Source organism: Pseudomonas sp. NCIMB 10586 (assembly GCF_023127895.1).
GTDB classification, from domain to species: Bacteria; Pseudomonadota; Gammaproteobacteria; order Pseudomonadales; family Pseudomonadaceae; genus Aquipseudomonas; species Aquipseudomonas synxantha_A.
In genome coordinates this window covers 226,812-251,481 of record NZ_SPKQ01000018.1, presented here as the reverse complement: position 1 = coordinate 251,481, position 24,670 = coordinate 226,812, and the positions used below count along the sequence as shown (strand labels likewise).

The window sequence follows — 24,670 nt, the reverse complement described above, 5'->3', positions numbered from 1 at the left end:
TGTTGTTGGAATAGGGTTCACAGGCATGTCCTCGCTTACAGACCGTGAGCCATGGCTTTGTCGATCAGCCAGTTCAGCGATGGGCCACGGTCACTGGTGACTTCCACCGGGCGACCGGCATAGGTGCTGTCCAGCGGTGCGTCGGGCTTGATCTGCACACGGATGTCAGAGGACAGGTCGGCGCTGTTCAGGCTGGTGCTGCTGACGATGGTGCCGGTGCGAACCTGTTCTTCGTCGGCGACCTGGAAGCTCACCGGCGTACCTGGACGCACATCGCCAAACTGGCGGTAGGTGAAGCGGGCTTCGACGTTAGCCTGGCTGCCACGCGGCACCAGTTGGAAGATCACATCGCCCTTGCTGGCGTACTGGCCGTCGGCGACCAGTTGCTGGGCGACCACGCAATCGCATGGCGAGGTGAGGGTGCCGGTCATTTGCTTGCCGAACAGCTCTTCAACCTTGGCCGGTTGCAGTTGGTCTTCGTCCAGGTGGCCCTTGAGCACGTCGAGCATACTGGTGCTAAACGTCGCCAGTGGCGCGCCCTTGGCCGCTACCGAGTCACCTTTGAGCAGGCTCTGCACGGTGCCGTCACGCGGCATGGTCACGTTCATGCCCGGTACGCTCACAAGGCCGGCCTGGGCGTGGCTGACGAAGTACATGCCGTACAGCGATTTGAAGACAAAACCGAAGGCGGCCAGGCCAACCAGGAAAATCGCCAGGCTGAACGTCACCGCACGCAGGCGACCGAACGCGGTCATGCCACTGCCGCCGTCCTTGACCTTGCGCGCCTTGGTGAAGTTGTCGCGTTGCAGCGTCGCCAGCACGTCGCCCATGGTCACAATGTCGCCGGACAAGTGCGAGGTGATCAGGTGGCGCAGGGTGGAAATATCCTGGGCATCGAGGTTCTGGAACTGGCAGCCGGTGCGGCCGGTCTGGCGGTCGTAGGAGCGGATTTGCAGCTCCACGTCCATGGCCAGGCCGAGGTTGTCGATCACGAACTGCAGGCGGCCCTTGTGCACTTGGCCGACGGTGAGCGGCTGGGTGGCGGTAAAGGCCAGGCCACCGGCGGACAGGTCGATCACGCGTGCTTCAGTTGGCGTGCGGTCGCTGTTGAAGAAGCGCAGCTTGGCCGGGATTTTGACCCGGGCGTGCTGGCGCTGGGCTTCGGATTCGTGGACAACGTTGGCGTTTACTTGGCTGTTCATAGTATTCGATTTCCTAGTTAATTCAGGCTTGGCAGGGTCAGACCATCATCAGCAACACGGCAACGAAGATGCTGCCGGCGGAGAAGGTCATGGTCCGAGACGACCAGGTGTTGAACCAACGTTGAAAGCTGGCCAAATCGCGGGTCAGTTTGGTGTCCTGGCGGGTCCAGGACTGTTGATCAAGGCGGAAGAACACGTAGATCTTCACCAACGCGCCCATGATCTGGTTGTAATAGAGAATCAGCGGGTAGGCCGGGCCGATCTTGTGGCCCGAGCACGACAGCAACAGGGTCAGGATCAGGCGGGTGATACCGATCCACAGCAGGTACGCGAGGATGAACGCGCCGCCATACTTGAACGTGGCGATCATCGCCACGGTCAGGCCGAGCAGGGAGGTCCACATCGACACGCGCTGGTCGAACAGCACCACGCTGGTGAACAGGCCGAGGCGACGCACGCCCAGCCCGAGGGCACGGGAGTTCTGGCGCAGGTTGTTGCCGTACCAGCGGAACATCAGTTTGCGGCTGGCTTTGATAAAGCTCTTTTCCGGCGGGTGTTCCACGGTGTTGATCGCGGCGTCCGGTACGTAGAAGGTGTCGTAGCCCAGGCGCATCAGGCTGAACCAGCTGGACTTGTCATCGCCGGTAAGGAACTTGAAGCGCCCCAGGCGCCAGTGTTGCAGCGAGTCGCTTTCCACGTCGGCGATAAAGCCCGGGTCAGTCACTACGCTGGCGCGGAACACCGACATGCGCCCGGTCATGGTCAGCACGCGCTTGGACAGAGCCATGGAGCACATGTTGATGTGGCGCTGGGCGAAGCGCAGCTTGTGCCACTCGCTCATGATGTAGCCGCCGCGCACTTCGCAGAATTCGTTGGTGGTCAGGCCACCGACATTGCCGAACAGCTGGAACCAGGGGACGGTCTTGCGGACCACGCCTTCGGCGAGCACGGTGTCGCCATCGATCACAGCTACCACGGCACGGTCATCCGGCAGGTGGCGCGAGATGGCGCGAAAACCGAAGGCCAAACCGTCACGCTTGCCGGTACCGGCGATGCGCACGAAGTCGAGCTTGACGTGAGCCGGCGGGTTCATCTTTTCCCAGAGGCTTTTCACCAGCAGCTCATCGGACATTTCCACCAGCGAGCAGACCACGGTGGTGGGGAAGCCGCATTCGATGGCTTCGCGAATCACCGAGCTGTAGACCTGGGCGGTGGTCAGCGCATCGATACGAAAACTGGTGACCATCAGGAACACGTGGGACGGGTCGGCGGCCTTGCCCAGCTTGCGCACTTTGCGGCGCAGGTGCGGGTACACCACGTAGAGAAACAGCATGCCGCGAAAGAAATGCGTCGCACCCATCGAGTAGCGCCAGATACCCACGGCGCCAATCAGGAAAATAAAATTCTTCGATTGCGAATCGAAAGTACTCGCCGGCAACAGCAGGGCGAGACCCATCAACAGGCTGAGGAATAACAGCCAGCCGGCCGATTGCAGAAATACATGTTTTAACTTGGACATAAGCGTCATCCGGAAGGGGAGGAGGCTTCAGGCTGCAAGTGCTGGGGTAAGCCACTGGCAGCCTGAAACTTGCCGTTGCTGTTACCAGCAAATACCTTCAGTACGGCCACTCACGCTGGTGGCCTTGGACATGAAGCCCACCAGGTCGACCACTTGCTTGCCTTCCGGAGCGTTATGCGCCAGGGCACGGAACTTCTCGTCACGGTTACCGAGGATGATCACGTCGGAGTTGTTGATCACATCATCGAAATCCGAGTTGAGCAGGGACGATACGTGCGGGATCTTGCCTTCGATGTAGTCCTTGTTCGCGCCGTGCACACGGGCGTACTCGACGTTGCTGTCGTAGATGCTCAGGTCGTAGCCCTTGCCGATCAGCATTTCCGCCAGTTCTACCAATGGGCTTTCACGCAGGTCATCGGTACCGGCCTTGAAGCTCAGGCCCAGCAGGGCGACTTTGCGCTTGTCGTGGCTGGAAACGATGTCGAAGGCGTTCTGTACCTGGGACTCGTTGCTGCGCATCAGCGAGTTGAGCAGTGGTGCTTCCACGTCCAGGGAACCGGCGCGGTAGGTCAGGGCACGCACGTCTTTTGGCAGGCACGAACCGCCGAAAGCGAAGCCTGGGCGCATATAGTACTGGGACAGGTTGAGGGTCTTGTCCTGGCAGACCACTTCCATCACTTCACGACCATCGACGCCGACGGCCTTGGCGATGTTGCCGATCTCGTTGGCGAAGGTGACCTTGGTGGCGTGCCACACGTTGCAGGTGTACTTGATCATTTCGGCGACGGCGATGTCCTTGCGGATGATCGGCGCGTCGAGTTCTTCGTACAGCGATTGCAGGACATCGCCGGAAGCTTTATCGAACTCGCCGATGACGGTCATCGGTGGCAGGTCGTAGTCGGCAATGGCGGTGGACTCACGCAGGAATTCCGGGTTGACCGCAACGCCGAAGTCGACGCCGGCTTTCTTGCCGGAGCAGTCTTCGAGGATTGGAATCACTACGTTGGCGACAGTGCCCGGGAGGACGGTGCTGCGCACCACGATGGTGTGGCGGGTGGTCTTGTCACGCAGGACAAAACCGATCTCGCGGCATACCGACTCGATGTAGTTCAGTTCCAGGTCGCCGTTCTTCTTGCTGGGCGTGCCGACGCAAATCATCGACAGGTCGGTATCGCGAATCGCCTCGGCGAAGTTGGTAGTGCCACGCAGTCGGCCGGTCTGGATACCCTGGCTCAACAGCTCGCCCAGACCCGGCTCGACAATCGGCGATTTACCCGCATTGATCAGGTCGATCTTTTCCTTGGAGATGTCTACGCCGACCACTTCGTGGCCACGGGCAGACAGGCAACCGGCACACACGGCGCCAACGTAACCCAAACCAAATATGCTGATGCGCATCGCAATTACCTCTTTGTTTAATTCATGCCATTAAATGGCCGGAGTTCATGTTTGCAAGCGTCACTGATGCCGCGAAAGTTAGGCGAATAGACGCCGACTTACCGCGTGCAGGCATGTTGAATAACGAGTGACTAACTATTGCACTCAAGTTGTGCGCAACGAGGCCTTATTATTGGGGCTTGCCCTGAAATGCAGCCGTGCTTCCTTGGAGGAAGGCTCCGGCGCCGGTGCGGCAAGGTTTTGATGAAGGCAAAATGCCTTTTTTATCAATGCCTTGTGTGTGTGCACGGGCTCATTTAGGTCAGCGCTGCCTTGGCCTGCGGGGGATAGCAATGCGTACTTATCGCCACCCTTAACTCGATCAGTTGATGTTATGACCATAGAACCAAAGTGTTTTATGACAACTTGGCTACTTCCGTTGGTCGTTATGTAAGTCATCTCTTACGCAAACAGAGAATTTCGTTACCGGTGGTATGAGCGGTGCATCAGGACGAAGTTCCTGGCCGCTCATCCTGTTTCCGGAAATTTCTTGAAATATTAGAAAAGATGGCACTGGCACTATAGTGATAGCACTTGCTATTTAGGCCAGTAGTTATGGGGAGTTGGTGCGCGTAGATAGTTTTGTGCCACTACTGATTAAAAAAAGTGGTGCCACTACGAAAAAAACCGACGAGTGTCGAGTGAATAAATCGTTAGGGTTATGTCTGGATGTTTTTCTGGCGCCAAATAAATGACGATTTATGGTTTGGAATACAAACAAAATGTGGGAGGGGGCTTGCTCCCACATTTGATCCGCAGTGTCTGTGCAGCCTTACTCCGGTGCGTGATCGCGCAAAAACACCAGGTTATCCGGCTTGGACTGCTCCGCATTGAAGCGATAGCCCTGCACATCGAACTGCTTGAGCTTGGCCGGATCGTTGATGCGCTCTTCAATCACAAAGCGGCTCATCATGCCCCGGGCCTTTTTCGCGTAGAAGCTGATGATCTTGTACTGGCCGTTCTTCAGGTCCTTGAACTCGGTGTTGATGATCCGCGCGTTCAGGGCCGTGCGCTTGACCGCCGAGAAGTACTCATTGGACGCCAGGTTGAGCAGCACATCGTCGCCTTGTGCGGCCAGGGCCTCATTCAACCATTCGCTGATGCGGGTGCCCCAGAACGCGTAAAGGTCCTTGCCCCGGGCGTTGGCCAGCTTGGTGCCCATCTCCAGGCGATACGGCATCATCAGGTCCAGCGGGCGCAGCAGGCCGTACAGGCCTGAGAGCATACGCAGGTGGTCCTGGGCATAGCTGAAATCGGCATCGCTGAAGGTCTCGGCGTTCAGGCCGGTATACACGTCGCCCTTGAAAGCCAGCAGCGCCTGCTTGGCGTTGGCCGAGGTGAAGGCGGGCGTCCAGCTGCCGAAGCGGGCGGCGTTGAGGCCACCGATCTTGTCGGAGACGTGCATCAACTCGCTGATTTGCGCCGGACTCAGTTCGCGCAGCTGTTCTATAAGCTCCTGGGAATGGTCCAGGTATTGCGGTTGGGTAAAGCGCGCAGTGACCGGCTTGGACTCGAAATCGAGGGTTTTGGCGGGGGAAATCACCATCAGCATGAAGTTGGCTCCTGGAATCGTGGGCGAGATTCTAGGGGTTGCGGCGTTTGGACTCCACCTATGATGGCGATAGATGCGATCCGCTATGATGGGCGGTAACTCTGGAAAGGAAGACCCCGTGTGCGATTAGCGCTTTTATTGTCGGCTTGCCTGCTGTGCGTCACCGCCCAAGCGGCGCCGGTGGATGTCGCCAGCCTAGACCGTAGCACCTGGCCGGAAAAACTCAGCAGCCCGGCGCTGTTCGATGTGGCTTCGCGGGCAGAAATCCTGATGTTTGCCCACGGCCTGCTTGCCAGCGAAGCCTTGGACGAAAGCGCGCTCAAGCAACGCCTGGGGCTGAAGATCATCAACCTGGCGGCCATCGACGACCTGCGCCGCCAGCTCTGGCAACGGCTGTTGGAGAACTACAGCTTCGCCCAGCAAAGCTGCGAGGAAGATGCTTCGTTCTGCTACCTGGTGGAAAACATGGACGACCTGCGCGAGCAGGCCGGCAAGTTCGAGGTCAGTGACAACTCGTTCTATATAGGCTGGGCCGCACCCAGCCGGCACTTTCATGAGCGCTATCTGGATGAGCTGCTGCGCAAGGCTGCGCTGTTCCCGCAGATCAGCAGCGAAGTGGCGCGTTTCGGCGACCATGAGCGCAATGGCGACGAGCTCAACGATCGCATGTTCCTGCTGACCTTCGACGGCGGCCCGGCGTTGGTGGGCGGTAATACCGACTGGCTCACCGACTACCTGCGCAAGCAGAAGATGAACGCCACGTTCTTCGCCCTCGGCAGCAGTTTGCAAAGCCGTGTGGAGCGCAGTTCTGTCGCGGATGTGCAGGCGCTGTACCAAGGGCAGTGCGTAGGTGTCCAGGGTTGGCAATACCGTTCCCATAGCCATTGGGTCGACTGGCAAAGCTCCATCACCCGCAGTGCCGCGCTGGTACAGAACCTGATGCCGGAAAACTATGTGCCGCTGTTCCGACCGCCTTATGGGCAGCGTCGTGCGGACAGCCAGGGGTTCTTCCAGCAGCAGGGTTTGCAGGTGGCGTTGTGGGACATCGACTCCCAGGACGATCCGGGCAAACTCAAGGCCGAGGAATCGGCGCAACGGGTGCTGACGCTGATGCTGCTGTGGCGCAAAGGCGTGGTTGTGTATCACGACACCCAGGACAAGGCGCGGGTGGCAATACCGATAGTGTTGCAGGCAACGGCGCAGAGTGGTTTGGGTTGGCAGGAGTGTCGCGAGGCATTTCGCTGAAAATCCCCGGCCCCGTTGGGGATGAGGCATTTCTGGGGTGATTTGCTGCGACATTTCGATGCAGGCGGACTTCCGACTTTAACGGGGTGGCTGGCACTCGGCTAGTGCTATTCGTCATCCTGAAAAATAAACTTCAAAAAAGCGTCAAAGTGCTTTTTCCTGTCATGGGTTTTGCGGTATTACGAAGTCAGACCGCCGAACCCTGCAACACAGGTGGCGTCTTCCAAGACTCCTCATGTGGGCACTGCACTTGACGTCACTCAGGTGTGGTCGGTGGTCGAATCGAGGCGCAGCACCGCCCAGGTATTGCGTCGACTGGCTCCCACAAAGGTGACCGAGTATGGATGATCATGGACGTACCCCTTCTTCCGACCAGCCAATCCTTTACGTGCTTGATACCAACGTATTGATCCACGATCCAAACGCACTGCTTAACTTCGAAGAACACCACGTCGCCATCCCGATGATCGTGCTTGAGGAGCTCGACAAACTCAAAAGCGGCCACCACAGCGTCGCCGCCGAATGCCGCCAGGCCATCCGTCTGATCGACAAGACCCTGGGCGAAGCCTCGCCCGAGGACGTTGAGGTCGGTGTGCCGATCCAGCGTGGCAAAAGCGGGCCCAAGGGCTTGCTGTCGATCCTGATGAGCAAGCGCAGCGAGCCCAACAGCCTGCTGCCGGAAAACCTGAACGACAACAAAATCATCAACCAATTGATCGACCTGCACGCTCGCGACAAGGACCTGCGCGTAGTGCTGGTGACCAAAGACATCAATATGCGCCTCAAGGCACGAGCGTGTGGGATCGCTGCCGAGGACTACAGCACCGACCAGCTAGTCGACGACGTGTCGATGCTGTCGCGGGGTTATCACATGATGACCGGTTCGTTCTGGGACCGTGTCAGCAAGGTCGAGACCCGTCAGGACCATGGCCGCACCTGGCACCAGGTACAGCTGATCGACAACCTGCCGGCCGTGCATATCAATGAATTCATCGTCGACGAACAGGGCTTCGTGGGCTGGATCAAAGAGATCCAGGTCGACAAGCTGCTGATTCTCGACCTGCATCAGGAACCCCTGTTGCACCAGGAAGCCTGGGGCCTGAAACCGCGTGATATCTACCAGAGCCTGGCGCTGTACGCGCTGCTCGACCCGGACATCCACCTGGTCAACCTGACCGGCGCCGCAGGCTCGGGCAAAACCATCCTCGCCCTGGCCGCTGCCATCGAACAGACCATGGTGACCAAGCGCTACCGCCGCATCATCGCCACGCGCAGCGTGCAGGGCCTGGATCAGGAAATCGGTTTCCTGCCCGGTACCGAGGCGGAAAAAATGGAGCCGTGGCTGGGGGCGATTACCGACAACCTCGAAGCCTTGCACATGGATGACGAAAACACCCATGGCAGCGTCGACTACATCCTCAGCAAAGTGCCGTTGCAGTTCAAATCCCTCAACTACATCCGAGGTCGCAGCTTCCAGCAAAGCCTGATTCTGATTGATGAATGCCAGAACCTTACGCCGCACCAGATGAAAACCATCATCACCCGTGCCGGCGCCGGTTCCAAAGTGGTGTGCCTTGGTAACCTGGCACAGATCGATACCCCTTACCTGTCCGCGACCAGCTCCGGGCTGACCTACCTGACGGAACGCTTCAAGGACTTCCCGAACGGCGTGCATATTGCGCTGCAAGGGGTGCCTCGTTCGATCCTGGCTGAATACGCCGAGTCCCACCTGTAACCACCCAAATGCCACAAACCACCCCGGATTTTTCACGAAATCCGGGGTTTTTGTTGTGTGCGACATTTGCCTGCGATAAAGCGCCCGGGGGGCTTGTGGTTTTTGTTGTTATATTGTTACATTTTTTGCGTGGTAAAAAATAAGAAAGCTGCGTGACCCGTCGGAATACGACCTCCTTGATTCGACGAATGTTTAGAAGACCTGCCTTAGGGTTTTCACCGTGACCCTGCCTATTACAAAAGCCCGAGACATCGCTCATTGATGACGCACACATACAAAGAGAATGGAAAATGGACGTAGCAGGTAATGGCTTCACTTTGTCGCAACGCAAACACGCCACTCGTTTCAAGCCGATACCCCTGACACCCATCGCACTCGGCCTGGCCCTTTGGCTGGGCCAGGGTTCCATGGCCTGGGCCGACGACAATCCTTACACGCCTCAGGTACTGGAGTCGGCGTTCCGCAAAGCGGTTGCGTCATTCGGCCCCAACAGCAGCGTGTACAAGAACCTGTTGTTTCGCTACGCGGATATCGTCGACCTGGCGGCCAAGGATTTCGCTGCTCAGTCCGGCAAGTTCGATTCGGCCCTCAAGCAAAACTACGAACTGCAACCCGAAAACCTCACTATCGGCGCCATGCTCGGCGATACCCGGCGGCCGCTGGACTACGCCTCGCTCCTGGATCACTACCGCCTTCGACTGTTCAGCAACGACAGCCGTTTCACCACCAATATTCTGGATTTCTCCAAGGCGATCATCGCTAACCTGCCGGCCGCCAAGCCCTATACCTACGTAGAGCCGGGCGTGAGCAGCAACCTCAACACGCAACTGAACGCCGGGCAATCCTGGGCCGGCGCAACCCGTGACTGGAGCGCCAACGCGCAGACCTGGAAAACCCCGGAAGCCCAGGTCAACTCTGGCCTGGACCGCACCAACGCGTACTACGCCTATGCCCTGGGCATCACCGGCAAGGGTGTGAATGTCGGCGTGCTCGACTCGGGCATCCTTACCAGGCACTTCGAGTTTCAGGGCAAGAATGCCCAGGGCCAGGATCGGGTACAGGCGGTGACCTCCACCGGCGAGTACTACGCCACCCATCCGCGCTACCGTCTTGAAGTGCCCAGCGGCGAGTTCAAGGAGGGTGAACATTTCAGTATTTCCGGGGAATACGACCCGGCGTTCAACGATGGCCACGGTACGGAAATGTCCGGTGTGCTCGGCGCCAATCGCAACGGCACTGGCATGCACGGCATTGCCTTCGATGCGAATATCTTTGTCGCCAACACCGGCGGCAGCGACAACGATCGGTACCAGGGCTCCAACGACCTTGACTACAACGCGTTCATGGCCAGCTACAACGCCCTGGCGGCCAAGAACGTGTCGATCGTCAACCAGAGCTGGGGGCAAAGCTCACAAGATGACGTGGAGAACCACTTTGGCAATGTCGGTGACAGCGCCGCGCAAAACCTGCGTGACATGACTGCCGCCTATCGCCCGTTCTGGGACAAGGCCCACGCCGGGCACAAAACCTGGATGGACGCCATGGCCGACGCGGCCCGCCAGAACACCTTTATCCAGATCATCTCGGCGGGCAACGACAGCCACGGTGCCAACCCGGACACCAACGCCAACCTGCCATTTTTCAAGCCGGATATCGAAGGCAAGTTCCTCGCGATCACCGGCTATGACGAGACCAGCGCCCAGGTCTACAACCGCTGCGGCACCTCGAAGTGGTGGTGTGTAATGGGCGTATCGGGCATCCCGTCTGCCGGGCCTGAGGGCGAAATCATCCCGAATGCCAATGGTACCTCCGCGGCGGCGCCGAGCGTTTCCGGAGCCTTGGCCTTGGTGATCCAGCGCTTTCCCTACATGACCGCCAGCCAGGCGCGGGACGTGTTGCTCACCACCTCCAGCCTGCAAGCGCCGGATGGCCCGGGCACACCCGTCGGCGAGCTGAGGGGGGGCCGCACCTACGACATCCTGCAGCCGGTGCATGATGCCGCGCCGGGCACGCTGCAAGTGCCGGGTGTGGTCAGCGGTTGGGGTTTGCCCAATCTGCAAAAAGCCATGCAAGGGCCGGGGCAGTTCCTCGGTGCGGTGGCAGTGGCTTTGCCCAGCGGTACCCGCGATATCTGGGCCAACCCGATTTCCGATGAAGCCATTCGCGCCCGCCGCGTAGAGGATACAGCCGAGCAGGCCACCTGGGCGGCTACCAAGCAGCAAAAAGGCTGGCTCAATGGCCTGCCCGCCAATGCCTCCGCCGATGATCAGTTCGAATACGAGATAGGTCATGCACGGGAGCAGGCGACGCTCACCCGTGGCCAGGACCTGCTCACCGGCACCACTTACGTCGGTAGCTTGGTCAAGTCCGGTGACGGCGAGTTGGTGTTGGAAGGCCAGAACACCTATTTAGGTAGCACCTGGGTTCGCGGTGGCAAATTGTCGGTGGACGGTGCGTTGACCTCTGCCGTGACGGTGGATGGTAGTGCCGTGGGCACGCGTAATGTGGACAATGGCGTAATGACCACAGTGGGCGGCACCCTGGCCGGCACCGGCACGGTGGGCGCCTTAACCGTCAACAATGGCGGGCGCGTGGCACCAGGGCATTCGATTGGCACACTGCGTACTGGCGACGTGGCCTTCAATCCTGGCTCGGTGTATGCCGTCGAAGTCGGTACCAGTGGCCGCAGCGACCAAATCCAGAGCAGCGGTGTTGCAACCCTCAATGGCGGTGTGGTGACCGTGTCTTTAGAGAACAGCCCAAACCTGCTGTCCGCCACTGAGGCGCGTAGCTTGTTGGGCCAGCAGTTCAACATCCTCAGCGCCAGCCAGGGTATCAATGGCCAGTTTGCGGCGTTCGCGCCCAACTACCTGTTCATCGGCACGCAACTCGCTTACCAACCGAACCAACTGACCCTGGCGATAGCGCGCAACCAGACCACCTTCGCCAGCGTCGCGCAAACCCGCAACGAACGGGCTGTGGCGACGGCGGCCGAGAAGCTGGGCGCCGGCAGCCCGGTTTACGAAAGCCTGTTGGCTTCCGATTCCGCTGCTCAGGCTCGGGATGCATTCAAGCAATTGTCGGGGCAGCTGCATTCTGATGTTGCGGCAGCGCAAATGGCCGACAGTCGATACCTTCGCGAAGCGGTCAATGCTCGTCTGCAACAGGCCCAGGCACTGGATTCCAGCGCGCAGATCGATAGCCGTGACAACGGCGGCTGGGTGCAGCTGCTCGGTGGGCGCAATAACGTCAGCGGTGACAACAACGCCAGTGGCTACTCTTCGTCCACCAGTGGGGTGTTGCTGGGGCTGGATACCGAGGTCAGCGACGGCTGGCGCGTGGGGGCGGCGACCGGTTATACCCAGAGCCACCTCAATGGCCAGTCTGCTTCGGCGGACAGCGACAACTATCACCTGTCGGTGTATGGCGGTAAGCGCTTCGAGGCGATTGCCTTACGCCTGGGCGGCGCTACCACCTGGCACCGTCTGGATACTTCGCGGCGGGTTGCTTACGCCAACCAGTCGGACTATGCCAAGGCCGATTACAATGCGCGCACCGACCAAGTGTTTGCCGAGATCGGCTACACCCAATGGAACCAATTCGAACCCTTCGCCAACCTCACGTACCTGAACTACCAGAGCGATTCGTTCAAGGAAAAAGGCGGCGCCGCTGCTTTGCACGCCAGCAAGCAAAGCCAGGACGCGACGCTATCTACGGTGGGCCTGCGTGCGCATACGCAGTTGCCGCTCAGCTCCACCTCGGCAGTGACGTTGCGCGGTGAGCTGGGTTGGGAGCATCAGTTCGGTGATACCGATCGCGAAGCCTCGCTGAAGTTTGCCGGCAGCGACACTGCTTTTGCCGTTAATAGCGTGCCCGTCGCCCGGGACGGCGCGGTGATCAAGGCCAGTGCGGAAATGGCCTTGACCAAAGACACCCTGGTGTCGCTGAACTACAGCGGCTTGCTGTCCAGTCGCGGTAACAACAACGGGATCAACGCCGGGTTTACCTTCCGTTTCTAACCCGGCAGCGGTGTCCTGTGGCGAGGGAGCTTGCTCCCGCGCCACAGTCATCTATGGAATAAACAGCCCTGCGCAAATTTGACCCACAGGTTTACAATCGCTGCTCCTGATCAGGAGTATTGCTGTGCTGACTCATCTCGATTCCCAAGGTCGTGCCCATATGGTCGACGTCACCGACAAAGCCGTGACGTTCCGTGAGGCCGTGGCCGAAGCGCGGGTGCGCATGTTGCCCGAAACCCTGACAATGATTGTCGACGGCGCCCACCCCAAGGGCGACGTATTTGCGGTGGCCCGCATTGCCGGGATCCAGGCGGCGAAAAAAACCAGTGACTTGATCCCCCTGTGCCACCCGCTGATGCTCACCGGGGTCAAGGTAGAACTGCGCGCCGACGGCGTGGATGCCGTGCATATCCTGGCGCGCTGCAAACTCTCAGGCCAGACCGGCGTGGAGATGGAGGCATTGACTGCCGCCAGCGTCGCGGCACTGACGATCTACGACATGTGCAAGGCCGTGGACCGTGGCATGACCATCGAAAGCATTCGCCTGCTGGAAAAGCTTGGCGGTAAAAGCGGGCATTTCAAGGTGGACCCGGTATGAGTATCAACGTGCTGTTTTTTGCCCGTTACGCCGAAGCGGTAGGCTTTGACTCTCTGGAGATGGAGGGCGATTTCGCCACCGTCGATGCTGTGCGCCTGGCGCTGGCCGCTGACCCGGAGTTTGCAGTGCTCAACGAGAGCAGCCTGATGTGCGCACGCAATGAAGAACTGTGCGGCCTTGATGAACCGGTGCAAGCGGGTGACGAAGTCGCGTTTTTCCCACCCGTAACCGGAGGCTGAGCATGGCCATTCGTGTGCAGGTCGAAGCCTTTGATCCTGGCGCCGAAGTCAACGCCATGCACGCGGCCAATGTGGGCGTAGGCGCGGTGGTGAGTTTTGTCGGTTATGTGCGTGACTTCAATGACGGGCGCGAGGTGTCGGGGATGTTTCTTGAACACTACCCCGGCATGACCGAAAAAGCCCTGACCAAGATCGTCTTGGAAGCCGAGCAGCGTTGGCCGTTGCTCAAGTTGGAGGTGCTGCATCGCATCGGCACGCTGGAGCCGGGAGAGCCGATTGTGTTTGTCGCTGCGGCCAGTGCGCATCGGCAGGCGGCCTTTGATGCGTGTGCGTTTGTGATGGATTACCTGAAGACGCGGGCGCCGTTTTGGAAGAAGGAAAATACCCCGGACGGCCCGCGTTGGGTGGAAGGGCGGCACAGTGATCATGCGGCGGCGGATCGCTGGAAGCCATAGCTTATACAGGGCTGCTAACCGATAGCGATATTAAAAATGGATCTATCGAACTGTCAGATCTGACAGTTGTTTCGCCCCCCCTCTGCAGGTTCTGATGGTATCAGGGCTAACTTAATGAAGGGGTGGGACATGGTCGCGCAACCAAGCAAGTGCCGTTTGTCGAGGTTCAGCATCAGTCGTCCTGCCAATACGGAGGCGGCGAATGGGCTCTATGCCAACGGACGCCATCAGTGTGAAGTCCTCATTGACGTTATTAAAGAAGTCAGTGGCGCTGGCGACGAGTGGGTCCGTGTGCGCTTAACTGATGAGGAGCGCGCCAGTGTCACCCTTGTTGAATGGTCAGAACATGGCAATCAAACGCTCGCTCCCGGGTGGAGCTGCGATGTAGAAAAAAATCAATTCACTCTTGGACTTTGGCGGGACAAATCACAGCAGCAGGAACCGATCAACGACTTGGTAGAGTGTGTTGAGCGTTCCTCAGAAGCTCCTATCAAGCGCTACTTGCGTTGCGACCCGGGCGCACCCATCGGGCCAGCAGTATTTATGGCGTGTGTGACGATTGAAAGTTGTATTTACACAACTTACAGCTTCAGAGATGAAGCTGCTCTTGAGTCTTTTGTCACCCTTAGCCCGGTCCGTCCCATGAGCTGGGATGCAGACGATATGGATCTCTATGTAGATTATCTTGCCTACGCCAGTGCACCGCCTTATCGCACGTCGGTGGATGTTTACTACTGGACACCTCCAGGCGGCTTGTGGGTGGTAAAAAACATGGGCTTTGATAGTCCGCTGAGTTTGCCTGGGGAGGGTAAGGATTTTCAGAGCGTTTTATCGTGGCATTCACCTCTTGATAACACTTCTTCAAGTAGGGTGGGAACATTTATAAATAAGGACGAGTTGGACTCGACACTTCATCTGCATGAGATTGATGCAGGGCTTCCTGCGCCATCGCCCAACCCCTTGATACCGTTTAACAAAAGACCGACTGTGCTGCGTGCGATCAGGTTGAAGTCTGCGCTGGTGCCTGCGAGTCGCGACACCAAGAGTTTTTGGCGGGTATTGGATAACTATGGCAATGAGCAAAAGTTTTTAGTGAAACAGATAGATTCAATGAACCTGCCTGGCGTTCCATTTTTTAAATTGACCGGTGAGATCGTTCGGACGCTGAGGGTCACTCATTTTAAAATCATGTTGCCCGGTGGCGGGACTTTTACCGATGAGCTGTATGCCAATAGTCGTCATCAAGGCAAGGTGGTTGTTGAGGTTGCTATTGAACAGCGACAAACCGATGGGTATTGGCTGCCTGTCAGGCTTTCGGAAGCGGAGCGTAATGGCTTGACCGTTACGCTCTACTCGCCAAATGTCAATGAGCCGCTTCCAGAAGGTTGGAGCTGTGATAAGGAGAAAAACATTTACGATACGGGTCTCTGGCGTACACGTATCGATGAGGTAAGGCCGGATCAAAAAACAGAAGCCGTGACCGGGCACGCTCAGCGACAAGTCGAGATCGTAGATCGCTATTTACGTGTGGATCCGAGTGTGCCCATCGACGAGCGCAGATTCATGGCGTCTATCGAGATAAGTGGTGTGACTTACACGACTAACTACAGTGATGGTGATGTTGCATTTGACTCGTATGTAACGATTCGCGCAACACTACCCTATGCGTTGTCAACGAGCCAGCTTGTCGAGTATGTCGATAATGATGCTTATAGTGATAATCTGTGTGATGTCGATGTTTATTATTGGACACCCCCGGCGGGTTTGCGATTTCTTGTAAATAGAGGTCTTGACTCCCCTGCGTCAATTCCTGCTGAAGGATGGAATTTTTGCACCTCCTATTTTACAAGAAACAAGCAAAGTTCATTTACAAAGGGCGGAGTGGTGATTAATAAAGATACTGTTAATGCTTCAGTTTTGATAGGGGATGTTTTTAGCGGACATCCCAATCCATCCGGCGGCTCTGTCAGGTTCAATCGGCGATCGACAATAATGCGAGCTGTTCGTTTTTGTGGGGAATATAATATAACCGGTAGCAGAGATAATAATAGTGTTTGGCGCTTGTGGGATAATTACGGATGCGAACATGTTTTTAGAGTTGAGCAGTTATATGACGGAGATAAGCTTGGTTTGACGGATGTTTAGAGTGTTGTGGGTTTTTGGTTTCTCTCATTCTGGATTCTACGTTAAGTATCGGAGTCAGATATGGATGTTTACTCTCAAGCCTTTAATTTCCGCTCTTACTTCGGAGGCGGAGTAGACCCACGCACCGGCCAATACGGTTGTCGAATTCAGTTGGCCACCTTATACCCGCAAGGCCCGCTGGAGGTCAGTAGAACGATCGCGCTGTCATTCTCCATGATGAACATCGAGTCGGGTGTTTATGGGACTGGCTGGCGGATCAGCAATACCGAGTTTGATAGCGCTCGTTCTATGCTCACGCTGCTTACCGGCGAGCGATTCAAAACCCAGAGCCTGCCCTCTGCGGGCGGAACACTGGTGATCAAGGATCGCAAGCTTGCCGACCTGGTGGTCCAGCGGCCCGATGCCACGACGCTTCATGTGATTTACAAGGACGGTACCGTCGAGATATTGAAGCGTACGGGCAGCACCACGCCCTATCGTATTGATGCTATCCAGTTTGAAAACGGTGAGCGTCTGAAATGGGAGTATGCGCCGGGTGGTTCTCTTGAGCGTATTCTGGATCATGATCAGCAAGTGCTGCTGTTGTTGACCTATTCCAATGGGCGCTTGGTACGTAGTGATACGCGAGTCGACGGAGGACGTTATGCGCGTATCACCTTCACCCAATCGAACGCTCGGGTGACCGGTTTCACCGCTCCTTATGACAGTCGCGAATCTCCTCCCGGCGCAGGCTATGTATTGGAGTACGGACAAGCCTTTCGCAACGGCATGATTGCTATCCGTCGGGTGCGCTCACCGATGGGTGGTGACGAGTTGATCAACTACGCCGAAAACGGCCATCAGTATGCCAATGGTCAATACATCCCTCGCGTCACCAGTTGGGTCCATACACCCGCTGCCGGTCAGCCCGGCATGTCACGTACCTATAGTTACAGCCCAAGCAGGAATTTCACTGGCTATCCCTTTTCAGGCGGTTTTCGTGAGGGCGAAGACAACCTGTACCTGATAGGCAGTAAGTATGACTATTGGACGGAAGAGACCCGCATCGATAACACAACCCATGAGGCACCGCTGAGCGTTACGCGTACCACCTACAACAAATTCCACCTGCTGGCCGAGGAACAGGTCCTGCGCGAAGGCACCCTGACTACCAGGACCATTGAATATAACGTGAGCCCAGGGCTCTTCCCGGACCAGCCTCCCAACCTCCAGCTGCCAAAAATTCTCACCACGTGTTACGCGTTGGTGGCGGGTGGTGCGGAACGGGTGGTCAAGCTCGAGAGTGAGACTGACGACTACGGTAACGAGCTAAGCCGTACTGAGGCCTCCGGGGTTCGCATTGAATACAGCTATTACCCGATCAAAGGCGAGGCGGGTAAATGCCCGGCCGACCCTCATGATTTGTTTCAGCGTTACGTCAAGCAAGAGCGCCTTATCCCCGCGGAAGGCACGCCTGCCGCCCGACTCACCGAGTACACCCATACCCGTGTGCCACATATGGGTAGCAGCTACTTTGTCGTGCAGGAGTCGGTCACTCAGGCTGGTGTATTCAGCACACAGCAAACCTACTACGACACGCCAGCCGAGCTGGTTGGCCGGTTGAAAAGCACCACGTCTACCATTGATGGCCTGCAATTAGTCAGCAATTACGATTACACCGTCACCGGCGACACGCTGAGCGAAACTCGCCGGCTATTGGGGCGTGAGGGCCACTGGCTGGAGTCAGTGCGCACGCACTCTCTGGTCGACAGGCGCTTACTGTTGATGAGCCGGGACGGAGGGGCAACGCTGGTCACCGCGTACGATGTCGCAGGACGATTGACGGCGCAGACAGCCTCGCCAGGTGAGCCGCAGGAGGCCAGCCGTTGTTTTGTTTATCACTATGCAGCGTCAGGGAAACGCGCTCATTTGGTGATGACTGATGCGCAAGGCCGCAGTACCGTCACTTACTTCGACGGGGCAGGACGGCCAGTTGCCGAGGCATTGTTACTGGAGAATGGCGCAAAGGAGCAGCCCCTCGGGACCTGGCGCTACGATGCCCTTGGGCAAACGGTGGAACGGACTCATATTGATTATCTGCCGGATGGCGAGCGTGTATTGACCACCGGCTACGCTTATAACGCGTGGGGCAACGCCTGCCGTGTAAGCCGCGCCGATGGCAGCGTGGCGATCGATGAATATGACCCAAGACTGCACCTGCGTGTAACGGGGGTCGAGGGCGGCGAGCTCCTGGAAGCCTATCTGAATGCTCACCATCAGCCGTTCCTGGTAAACCGGGTGGACGCCCTGGGGCAGGTCACTGAAGTGGAGTCATGCCTCTATGACGGCCTGGGGCGCTGCCTGTCACGGGTGGACGTGGACAAGCATCGCACCGTTTACACCTATGACCTGTTCGACCGCGTGTTGACCACCCTCCACACGCCCTCGGATGGCAGCCCTGCACGGCTGCGCACGGTGGCCTATGCGCATGGAACCAGCGAGTCGCTGCCCAGTTCAATCAGTATCGATGGCAAGCAGGTGGGATCGCGCACCTACGACAGCCTGGGGCGTTTGACTGCTCAGTCCAGGGGCACGGCACCCGCCACCACTTGGCACTATGAGACAAACTGGACCGAACCTGTCGCCGTGGTCTCGGGCAGTGGGCACCGTCAGCAATTGACCTACGACAAGCAGTTGAGCACACCAGGCACGGTCAAAATGGCGGGGCACACGGATAGGCAGTACCGGCATGATCCCGTCAGTGGTCAGCCGACCTATTCAGAAAGCGGCGCGCTCAAACATGAGTTATTCCATGATGTGAACGGCTACCCGGAAAAAGAGATACAGACGGTCCTCGGTAGGCCGCAGACCACGCAGTATGGTTATTCAATCGGCGGGCGTATGTTGCAACACACCACGGATGATGGGCAGCGTAGCGACTTTGAATATGACTCCCTGGGCAGGGTTTGCACGATGACTGCTGGGACGGTAGTCATTGAACAGCGCTATGACATGTTTGCGCGACCTGATGTACTGACCACTCGCTACGCCGATACTGAGGTGGTCACACAGGTGAGTTACGACACCTTGGGGCGGGAGGCGCAGCGGCGCTTTTTGCACAATGGCGTGCTGCTACACGTCATGAGCAGCACTTATCATCCCAACAGCCTGCTGGCCAGTCGCATTGTGCGTGACGCAGCCTCTGAATTGGTGATGGGGGAGACCTTTACCTATGACGCCTTCCTGCGGCTCAAGGATTATGGCTGCGAGGGGCGTGAACATCCCCGGGATTGGCTGGGGCGCGACATCGTTGGGCAGCAATTCAGCTTCGACAGCCTGGATAACATTACAGGCGTCGTGACGACTTTCGCTGACGGCACGCAGGACATCAGCGAGCGGTTTTTCACCGACGCAGACCCCACGCGCCTGACCCGTGTGACCCACTCCAACCCTTTGCAGGATGATGCCCTGACCTATGATGCGGCGGGTAACTTGACCGGGGGGCCAGCAGGGCGAACGTACACCTATAACGGCTATGACCAGTTGACCTGCGTGCAGGAAGGTTCCCAGCAGTGCAGCTACCAGTACGATGCCGAGTCTCGACAAGTCGTGGCGACCCGTGACAATGAATCACCGGTGGCCATGGTCTATGCGGGGGATCATCTGGATAGGTTGGTGCAGGGCAGTAGAAAACTGCGTTATTTCAATGTCGGGGGCCAAGTGCAGGCGCGTACCGGCGGCGTCGAGGGGCCGCAGCTGCATCTGAATGACGGTGCCGGTACCGTGCGCGGCGTGGTGGCGCCTGGGCAAGCGCCTGTACAGCGTCATTACGCTCCGTATGGCGAGGGCCAGGTTGTGCCGCAGGACGGCAATGTGCGATCGATGGCGGATCTGCAACTGCCGGCGTTTAACGGCGAGCGTCTGGATGCGGCGGTCGGCCTTTACCATTTGGGCGCGCGTGCCTATGACCCGCGCTTGATGGTATTTCTTTCAGCTGATCCATTGGCGCCTTTTGATGAGGGTGGGATTAACAGCTACGCCTACTGCGCTGGTAACCCGATCAACCTCATCGACCCGAGTGGGCTTTTTCCAAAGTGGCTGGCTTGGGTGCTGACCGGGGTTGCGCTGGCCTTATCGGTGGTGGCGTTCAAGGTTGCAGTGGTCGGGATGGCGGCGGCGCTCGCTAAAGGGGGGGTAAAGGCGGCAAATATTCTGGGCGTCATCGCTACGGGCTCTAGCTCGGTAGGCGGCACGCTGGGGATTACAGGGCTGAGTATCGAGGCCGTCGACAAGCAAATGGGGTGGGATCGTTCGCAGCACATCAAGAACCTTGGATGGGCGTCTTTCGGGTTCTCCAGTGTTGGCGTTGTTGCCAGTGTCGGCCTTTCTGTCACATTGGGGGCTAAAGCTTTTGCAGCCGCAGCGGGCAGGTCATCTGAAAAGACCATTGGATTCTTCTCCAGCCCCCTCGGCAGCGGGCTCGTTGCGGCAGGCAAAAACGCGACGGGGTTGTCTTACTCGCTCGCTGTCCCCGCCAAGATAACCACTGCCAGTCAACTTTTCGGCGGTGCCCGCTCGGTACTCAGATGGACTAACTTCGGTCGTGGCTTGGATGCGCGAATCAAGAGCCTGCAAGCTCAGCCATCGGCCGACGACGAGCAGTCACAGCGCCAGCAGCAGCCACAGCCGCGCCCCATAAGCCTGGGGCTGGCAGACATGCCGGGGAGCAGTTTTCAGTTCTATGGGGAATTTCGAAAAGAGACTATGCGTATTCGTCAGCCTGTCTGGAGTGACCTGGGCGATAGTGACTGATCAGGACAAGACAGTGGGCGCATAAAAAATGCCAGTCAGGCTCGATGACTGGCATTGGTTCCACCTTACGGCCGTTTGCGTTCTACAGCTCGCAGCAAGTGCGTCGGCGGTGTCTCACAGCTGATCTTGCGCCCCAGCAGCGTCTCGATTGACGGCAACTGATACGAGTCATCCTCCCCGGCAAAGCTGATCGACACACCCGCCGCGCCTGCGCGACCGGTACGCCCGATGCGGTGCACATAGTCGTCCGGCACTTCCGGCAAGGTGAAGTTGATCACGTGGCTGATGCCGTCGATATGAATACCGCGACCAGCTACATCGGTAGCCACCAACACTCGGATCTTGCCTTCGCGGAAGCCTTCCAGGGTCTTGATGCGCTTGTGCTGCGGCACGTCGCCCGACAGTTGCGCAGCATTGACGCCGTCGCGCACCAGGCGTTCTTCGATGCGGCGCACTTCGTCCTTGCGGTTGGCAAAGACCATCACCCGCTCCCAGCCATTGTCGTTGACCAGGTTGTAGAGCAGCTTGTACTTGTCGGCACCGGCCACGGCGTAGATATGTTGCTCGACGTTTTCGCTGGCGACGTTCAGCGCCTCGATCTCGACGATCGACGGGTCGGTGGTCCACTGTTTGGCGAGGTTCATCACGTCTTCGGTGAAGGTTGCGGAGAACAGCAGGGTCTGGCGCTCGGTTTTCGGCGGGGTCTGGCGAATGATCTGGCGTACTTGCGGGATAAAGCCCATGTCGAGCATCCGGTCGGCTTCGTCCAGCACCATCACTTCGACCATATCCAGATGCACGTCGCCGCGCTGGTTGAAGTCCAGCAGGCGGCCTGGAGTGGCGACCAGGATGTCGCAGTGACGGGCTTCGAGGTGCTTGAGTTGCTTGTCGAAGTCCATGCCGCCGACAAAGGTCATCACGTTGAGACCGGTGTACTTGGTCAGGTCGGCGGCGTCTTTGGCGATCTGCACCACCAGCTCGCGGGTCGGGGCGATGATCAGGGCGCGCGGTTCACCCATGTAGCGTTCCTTGGGCGGCGGCGTCTGCAGCAGCTGGGTGATGATCGAGATCAGGAATGCGGCGGTCTTGCCGGTACCGGTCTGGGCGCGGCCGATGGCGTCTTTGCCCGCCAGGGTGAAGCCCAGCACCTGCGCCTGGATCGGCGTGCAGTACGGGAAGCCCAGGTCCTGGATGGCGTGCATCAGTTCCGGGGCCAGCTTGAAGTCGTGGAAGCGGGTTTTGCCTTCCTGGGGCTCGACGACGAAGTCTTCGAGTTTCCACGGGGTCACCGGCGGCTTGGGCGCGCGTTCGCGACGAGGTTTAGCCGCAGGTGCTGGGGCGGCCTCGGCAGGCGTTACCTGTTCAGGCGGCGTCACCGTGGGTTTTTTCGGTGAGGCGGCAGGCGTAGTCCGGCCAGGCTGTGGACCGTCATTGCGGTTGCCGGGCTTGGGGGCAGGAGCACTGGGAGCAGGCGCGAGCGGCTCAGCCTCGCTTTTGCCGAACATCTTCTTGAGTGCTTTGAGCACGGTCATCTCATTAATTGGTTAAGGAATGTACGCCGGCCAGTGTAATGCAAGAATCGGGCGCGGCGTAGTGCGTCTGTCATACGGCTACATAAACGCGGGTTTCAGCGCAGGCGTTCAGCCAGCCAGGTGCCGATATCGCGTATCTCTTCGGGTAACACTTCGTGGCCCATTGGGTATTCCTGCCATGTCACGGTGACACCACGGCTCTTTAAATGCTCGTAGGCGCTACGACCCATGGCGTTCTGGACGACGTCGTCGTACTGGCCATGCAGGCAGAGGGCGGGAATGCGTTGCTGGCTGGCGGACAACTCCAGCTCATCGTCAAAGGTCGGTGCATACGTGGAGAGGGCAATTACGCCACCCAATGGACCTTCCCAGTGTTTGAACGCCGTGTGGAAAACCACTGCGCCACCCTGGGAGAAACCCGCGAGAAAAATTCGCGAAGCGTCTATTCCGGTTCTCTTTTGTGCCTCGATCAAATCCGTGACCATGTTGGCCGAGGTTTCCAGTTCTTCCAGGCTGATCGAACGTGCCGGGCTCATGGCCTTGATGTCGTACCAGCTCGGCATCTCATAACCGCCGTTGATGGTCACCGGGCGCATCGGCGCCTGGGGCAAAACGAAGCGGGTGGTCAGCAAGCTTTCCTGCAGCGCCTCGGCCACCGGCATGAAGTCGTAGCGATCGGCACCCAGGCCATGCAACCAGATAACGCAGGCGTCTGCGGGCTTGGCGGGCTGAAGAATCAAGGGGTCGGTCATGTCTGCTCCATATATGTGCGCACGCTTGGATTGGGGGCGTCGGGACGGTGCGCGACAGGTTGATCTGTTAAGAGAATGTCGCAAGGTTGAATCTTTTACCACTGAACAGGACGGGCAACGACTCGGCCAGCACTCTGGTACGCGCCTTGCTATGTGTAGGTGGATGTCAGAACTCTCCTAGGGCGGTAACACTATCAGTGACTGCCGCCGGTGGGAAAGCAACTGGAATTACCGCAAAAACCTCATGCTGCTTGACCCCAAAAAAAGCCAACACGGGTCGATATCGCCTCATAAGGGTGCGCTGAGGTTGGAGCTTGGACACAACAAGAGCAACTGGAGGTATGTAATGAAGGTATTGAAGTCCACCCTGGCCATCGTCACAGCGGCGGCTGTACTGGGTGTCAGTGGGTTAGCCCAGGCGGGTGCCACCCTGGATGCCGTGCAGAAAAAAGGCTTTGTGCAATGCGGCGTAAGTGACGGCTTGCCGGGTTTCTCGGTGCCGGATGCCAGCGGCAAGATCCTCGGGATTGACGCTGACTACTGCCGTGCCGTGGCCGCTGCGGTTTTTGGTGACGCCACCAAGGTCAAGTTCAGCCAGTTGAACGCCAAGGAGCGTTTCACCGCGCTGCAATCGGGCGAAGTCGACATCCTGTCGCGCAACACCACCATGACCAGTTCCCGCGATGCGGGCATGGGCCTGAAATTCCCGGGCTTCATCACCTACTACGACGGCATCGGCTTTCTGGTCAACAACAAGCTCGGCGTGAAAAGTGCCAAGGAACTGGACGGTGCAACCATCTGCATCCAGGCGGGTACTACCACTGAGCTGAACGTTTCCGACTACTTCCGCGCCAACAACCTCAAGTACACCCCGATCACCTTCGACACGTCTGATGAAAGCGCCAAGTCGCTGGAGTCCGGGCGTTGCGACGTGCTGACTTCCGACAAGTCGCAACTGTTCGCCCAGCGCAGCAAGCTGGCGGCGCCGAAAGACTATGTGGTGCTGCCGGAAACCATTTCCAAGGAGCCACTGGGTCCGGTGGTGCGTAACGGTGACGACGAGTGGCTGGCCATCGTGCGCTGGGTGGGCTACGCCATGCTCAACGCCGAAGAGGCCGGTGTGACGTCGAAGAACGTTGAAGCTGAGGCCAAGTCCACCAAGAACCCCGACGTCGCCCGTCTGCTGGGAGCGGATGGTGAATACGGCAAGGACCTGAAAGTGAAGAAGGATTGGGTCGTACAGATCGTCAAGCAAGTGGGTAACTACGGCGAAATGTTCGAGCGCAACCTGGGCAAGAGCACCCCGCTGGAAATCGACCGTGGCCTGAACGCGCTGTGGAACAACGGCGGTATCCAGTACGCACCTCCTGTGCGCTGATCGCTGATGGTTCTATCACCCGGTGGGCCAACCGCCGGGTGATGTTCTGTTCCATTCCTTGCGGGGCATTC

15 protein-coding genes are annotated in these 24,670 nt (G+C 58.3%); 9 read left to right on the top strand and 6 right to left on the bottom strand.

Annotated elements, in window-relative coordinates; genetic code table 11:
• Positions 1 to 35: 35 nt before the first annotated feature.
• The 4 genes from E4P01_RS09080 to yaaA form a co-directional block, all read right to left on the bottom strand.
• Positions 36 to 1,202, bottom strand: a complete 1,167-nt coding sequence (locus tag E4P01_RS09080; protein WP_005785015.1) for an alginate biosynthesis protein Alg44 — start codon at positions 1,200 to 1,202, stop codon at positions 36 to 38.
• 37 nt (positions 1,203 to 1,239) lie between these two features.
• Positions 1,240 to 2,721 (bottom strand): mannuronan synthase, encoded by a 1,482-nt coding sequence (alg8, locus tag E4P01_RS09075; RefSeq protein WP_164699511.1) that lies wholly within the window; start codon positions 2,719 to 2,721, stop codon positions 1,240 to 1,242.
• A gap of 81 nt (positions 2,722 to 2,802) precedes the next feature.
• Positions 2,803 to 4,119, bottom strand: coding sequence for a nucleotide sugar dehydrogenase (locus E4P01_RS09070; RefSeq protein ID WP_014717010.1), 1,317 nt, complete (start codon positions 4,117 to 4,119; stop codon positions 2,803 to 2,805).
• 811 nt (positions 4,120 to 4,930) lie between these two features.
• Entirely contained in the window at positions 4,931 to 5,710 is a 780-nt protein-coding gene (yaaA, locus tag E4P01_RS09065) for a peroxide stress protein YaaA (RefSeq protein ID WP_032877684.1), read from the bottom strand.
• Positions 5,711 to 5,830: 120 nt separating this feature from the next.
• Here yaaA and E4P01_RS09060 point away from each other — a divergent pair, with 120 nt between their 5' ends.
• From E4P01_RS09060 to E4P01_RS09025, 8 genes are all read left to right on the top strand, one after another.
• Positions 5,831 to 6,955 (top strand): polysaccharide deacetylase family protein, encoded by a 1,125-nt coding sequence (locus E4P01_RS09060; protein ID WP_216090771.1) that lies wholly within the window; start codon positions 5,831 to 5,833, stop codon positions 6,953 to 6,955.
• Between the two features lie 340 nt (positions 6,956 to 7,295).
• Positions 7,296 to 8,690, top strand: coding sequence for a PhoH family protein (locus E4P01_RS09055; RefSeq protein WP_032877681.1), 1,395 nt, complete (start codon positions 7,296 to 7,298; stop codon positions 8,688 to 8,690).
• A gap of 290 nt (positions 8,691 to 8,980) precedes the next feature.
• Positions 8,981 to 12,709 carry an autotransporter serine protease gene (locus E4P01_RS09050; protein ID WP_216090772.1) on the top strand — a complete coding sequence of 1,243 codons (3,729 nt, stop codon included), beginning with the start codon at positions 8,981 to 8,983 and terminating at the stop codon, positions 12,707 to 12,709.
• Positions 12,710 to 12,833: 124 nt separating this feature from the next.
• Positions 12,834 to 13,307, top strand: a complete 474-nt coding sequence (gene moaC, locus E4P01_RS09045) for a cyclic pyranopterin monophosphate synthase MoaC (RefSeq protein ID WP_078820331.1) — start codon at positions 12,834 to 12,836, stop codon at positions 13,305 to 13,307.
• Complete coding sequence (moaD, locus tag E4P01_RS09040) at positions 13,304 to 13,546, top strand: molybdopterin converting factor subunit 1 (protein WP_032877676.1); 243 nt, start codon at positions 13,304 to 13,306, stop codon at positions 13,544 to 13,546. The genes moaC and moaD overlap by 4 nt, the downstream gene beginning before the upstream one ends.
• Positions 13,547 to 13,548: 2 nt before the next feature.
• The gene (gene moaE, locus E4P01_RS09035; RefSeq protein WP_078820332.1) at positions 13,549 to 14,001 is read left to right on the top strand and encodes a molybdopterin synthase catalytic subunit MoaE; all 453 of its coding nucleotides are present in this window, start codon (positions 13,549 to 13,551) and stop codon (positions 13,999 to 14,001) included.
• A gap of 129 nt (positions 14,002 to 14,130) precedes the next feature.
• The gene (locus tag E4P01_RS09030) at positions 14,131 to 16,146 is read left to right on the top strand and encodes a hypothetical protein (RefSeq protein ID WP_216090773.1); all 2,016 of its coding nucleotides are present in this window, start codon (positions 14,131 to 14,133) and stop codon (positions 16,144 to 16,146) included.
• 60 nt (positions 16,147 to 16,206) lie between these two features.
• Positions 16,207 to 20,937, top strand: coding sequence for an RHS repeat-associated core domain-containing protein (locus E4P01_RS09025; protein ID WP_216090774.1), 4,731 nt, complete (start codon positions 16,207 to 16,209; stop codon positions 20,935 to 20,937).
• A 65-nt stretch (positions 20,938 to 21,002) separates the two neighbouring features.
• On the opposite strand, the gene rhlB is transcribed toward E4P01_RS09025, so the two are convergent.
• Together rhlB and E4P01_RS09015 are read right to left on the bottom strand one after the other, a co-directional pair.
• The gene (gene rhlB, locus E4P01_RS09020; RefSeq protein ID WP_078820335.1) at positions 21,003 to 22,469 is read right to left on the bottom strand and encodes an ATP-dependent RNA helicase RhlB; all 1,467 of its coding nucleotides are present in this window, start codon (positions 22,467 to 22,469) and stop codon (positions 21,003 to 21,005) included.
• A gap of 95 nt (positions 22,470 to 22,564) precedes the next feature.
• Positions 22,565 to 23,221 (bottom strand): alpha/beta hydrolase, encoded by a 657-nt coding sequence (locus E4P01_RS09015; protein WP_216090775.1) that lies wholly within the window; start codon positions 23,219 to 23,221, stop codon positions 22,565 to 22,567.
• Between the two features lie 346 nt (positions 23,222 to 23,567).
• Here E4P01_RS09015 and E4P01_RS09010 point away from each other — a divergent pair, with 346 nt between their 5' ends.
• Positions 23,568 to 24,599 carry an amino acid ABC transporter substrate-binding protein gene (locus E4P01_RS09010; RefSeq protein ID WP_032877669.1) on the top strand — a complete coding sequence of 344 codons (1,032 nt, stop codon included), beginning with the start codon at positions 23,568 to 23,570 and terminating at the stop codon, positions 24,597 to 24,599.
• Positions 24,600 to 24,670: the final 71 nt, after the last annotated feature.

What these genes read in the sequence shown, in the direction of transcription:
- E4P01_RS09080 (WP_005785015.1), bottom strand. Translation starts at nt 1,202, where the DNA reads ATGAACAGCCAAGTAAACGCCAACGTTGTCCACGAATCCGAAGCCCAG.
- alg8 (WP_164699511.1), bottom strand. Translation starts at nt 2,721, where the DNA reads ATGTCCAAGTTAAAACATGTATTTCTGCAATCGGCCGGCTGGCTGTTA.
- E4P01_RS09070 (WP_014717010.1), bottom strand. Translation starts at nt 4,119, where the DNA reads ATGCGCATCAGCATATTTGGTTTGGGTTACGTTGGCGCCGTGTGTGCC.
- yaaA (WP_032877684.1), bottom strand. Translation starts at nt 5,710, where the DNA reads ATGCTGATGGTGATTTCCCCCGCCAAAACCCTCGATTTCGAGTCCAAG.
- E4P01_RS09055 (WP_032877681.1), top strand. Translation starts at nt 7,296, where the DNA reads ATGGATGATCATGGACGTACCCCTTCTTCCGACCAGCCAATCCTTTAC.
- E4P01_RS09050 (WP_216090772.1), top strand. Translation starts at nt 8,981, where the DNA reads ATGGACGTAGCAGGTAATGGCTTCACTTTGTCGCAACGCAAACACGCC.
- moaD (WP_032877676.1), top strand. Translation starts at nt 13,304, where the DNA reads ATGAGTATCAACGTGCTGTTTTTTGCCCGTTACGCCGAAGCGGTAGGC.
- moaE (WP_078820332.1), top strand. Translation starts at nt 13,549, where the DNA reads ATGGCCATTCGTGTGCAGGTCGAAGCCTTTGATCCTGGCGCCGAAGTC.
- E4P01_RS09030 (WP_216090773.1), top strand. Translation starts at nt 14,131, where the DNA reads ATGGTCGCGCAACCAAGCAAGTGCCGTTTGTCGAGGTTCAGCATCAGT.
- E4P01_RS09025 (WP_216090774.1), top strand. Translation starts at nt 16,207, where the DNA reads ATGGATGTTTACTCTCAAGCCTTTAATTTCCGCTCTTACTTCGGAGGC.
- rhlB (WP_078820335.1), bottom strand. Translation starts at nt 22,469, where the DNA reads ATGACCGTGCTCAAAGCACTCAAGAAGATGTTCGGCAAAAGCGAGGCT.
- E4P01_RS09015 (WP_216090775.1), bottom strand. Translation starts at nt 23,221, where the DNA reads ATGACCGACCCCTTGATTCTTCAGCCCGCCAAGCCCGCAGACGCCTGC.
- E4P01_RS09010 (WP_032877669.1), top strand. Translation starts at nt 23,568, where the DNA reads ATGAAGGTATTGAAGTCCACCCTGGCCATCGTCACAGCGGCGGCTGTA.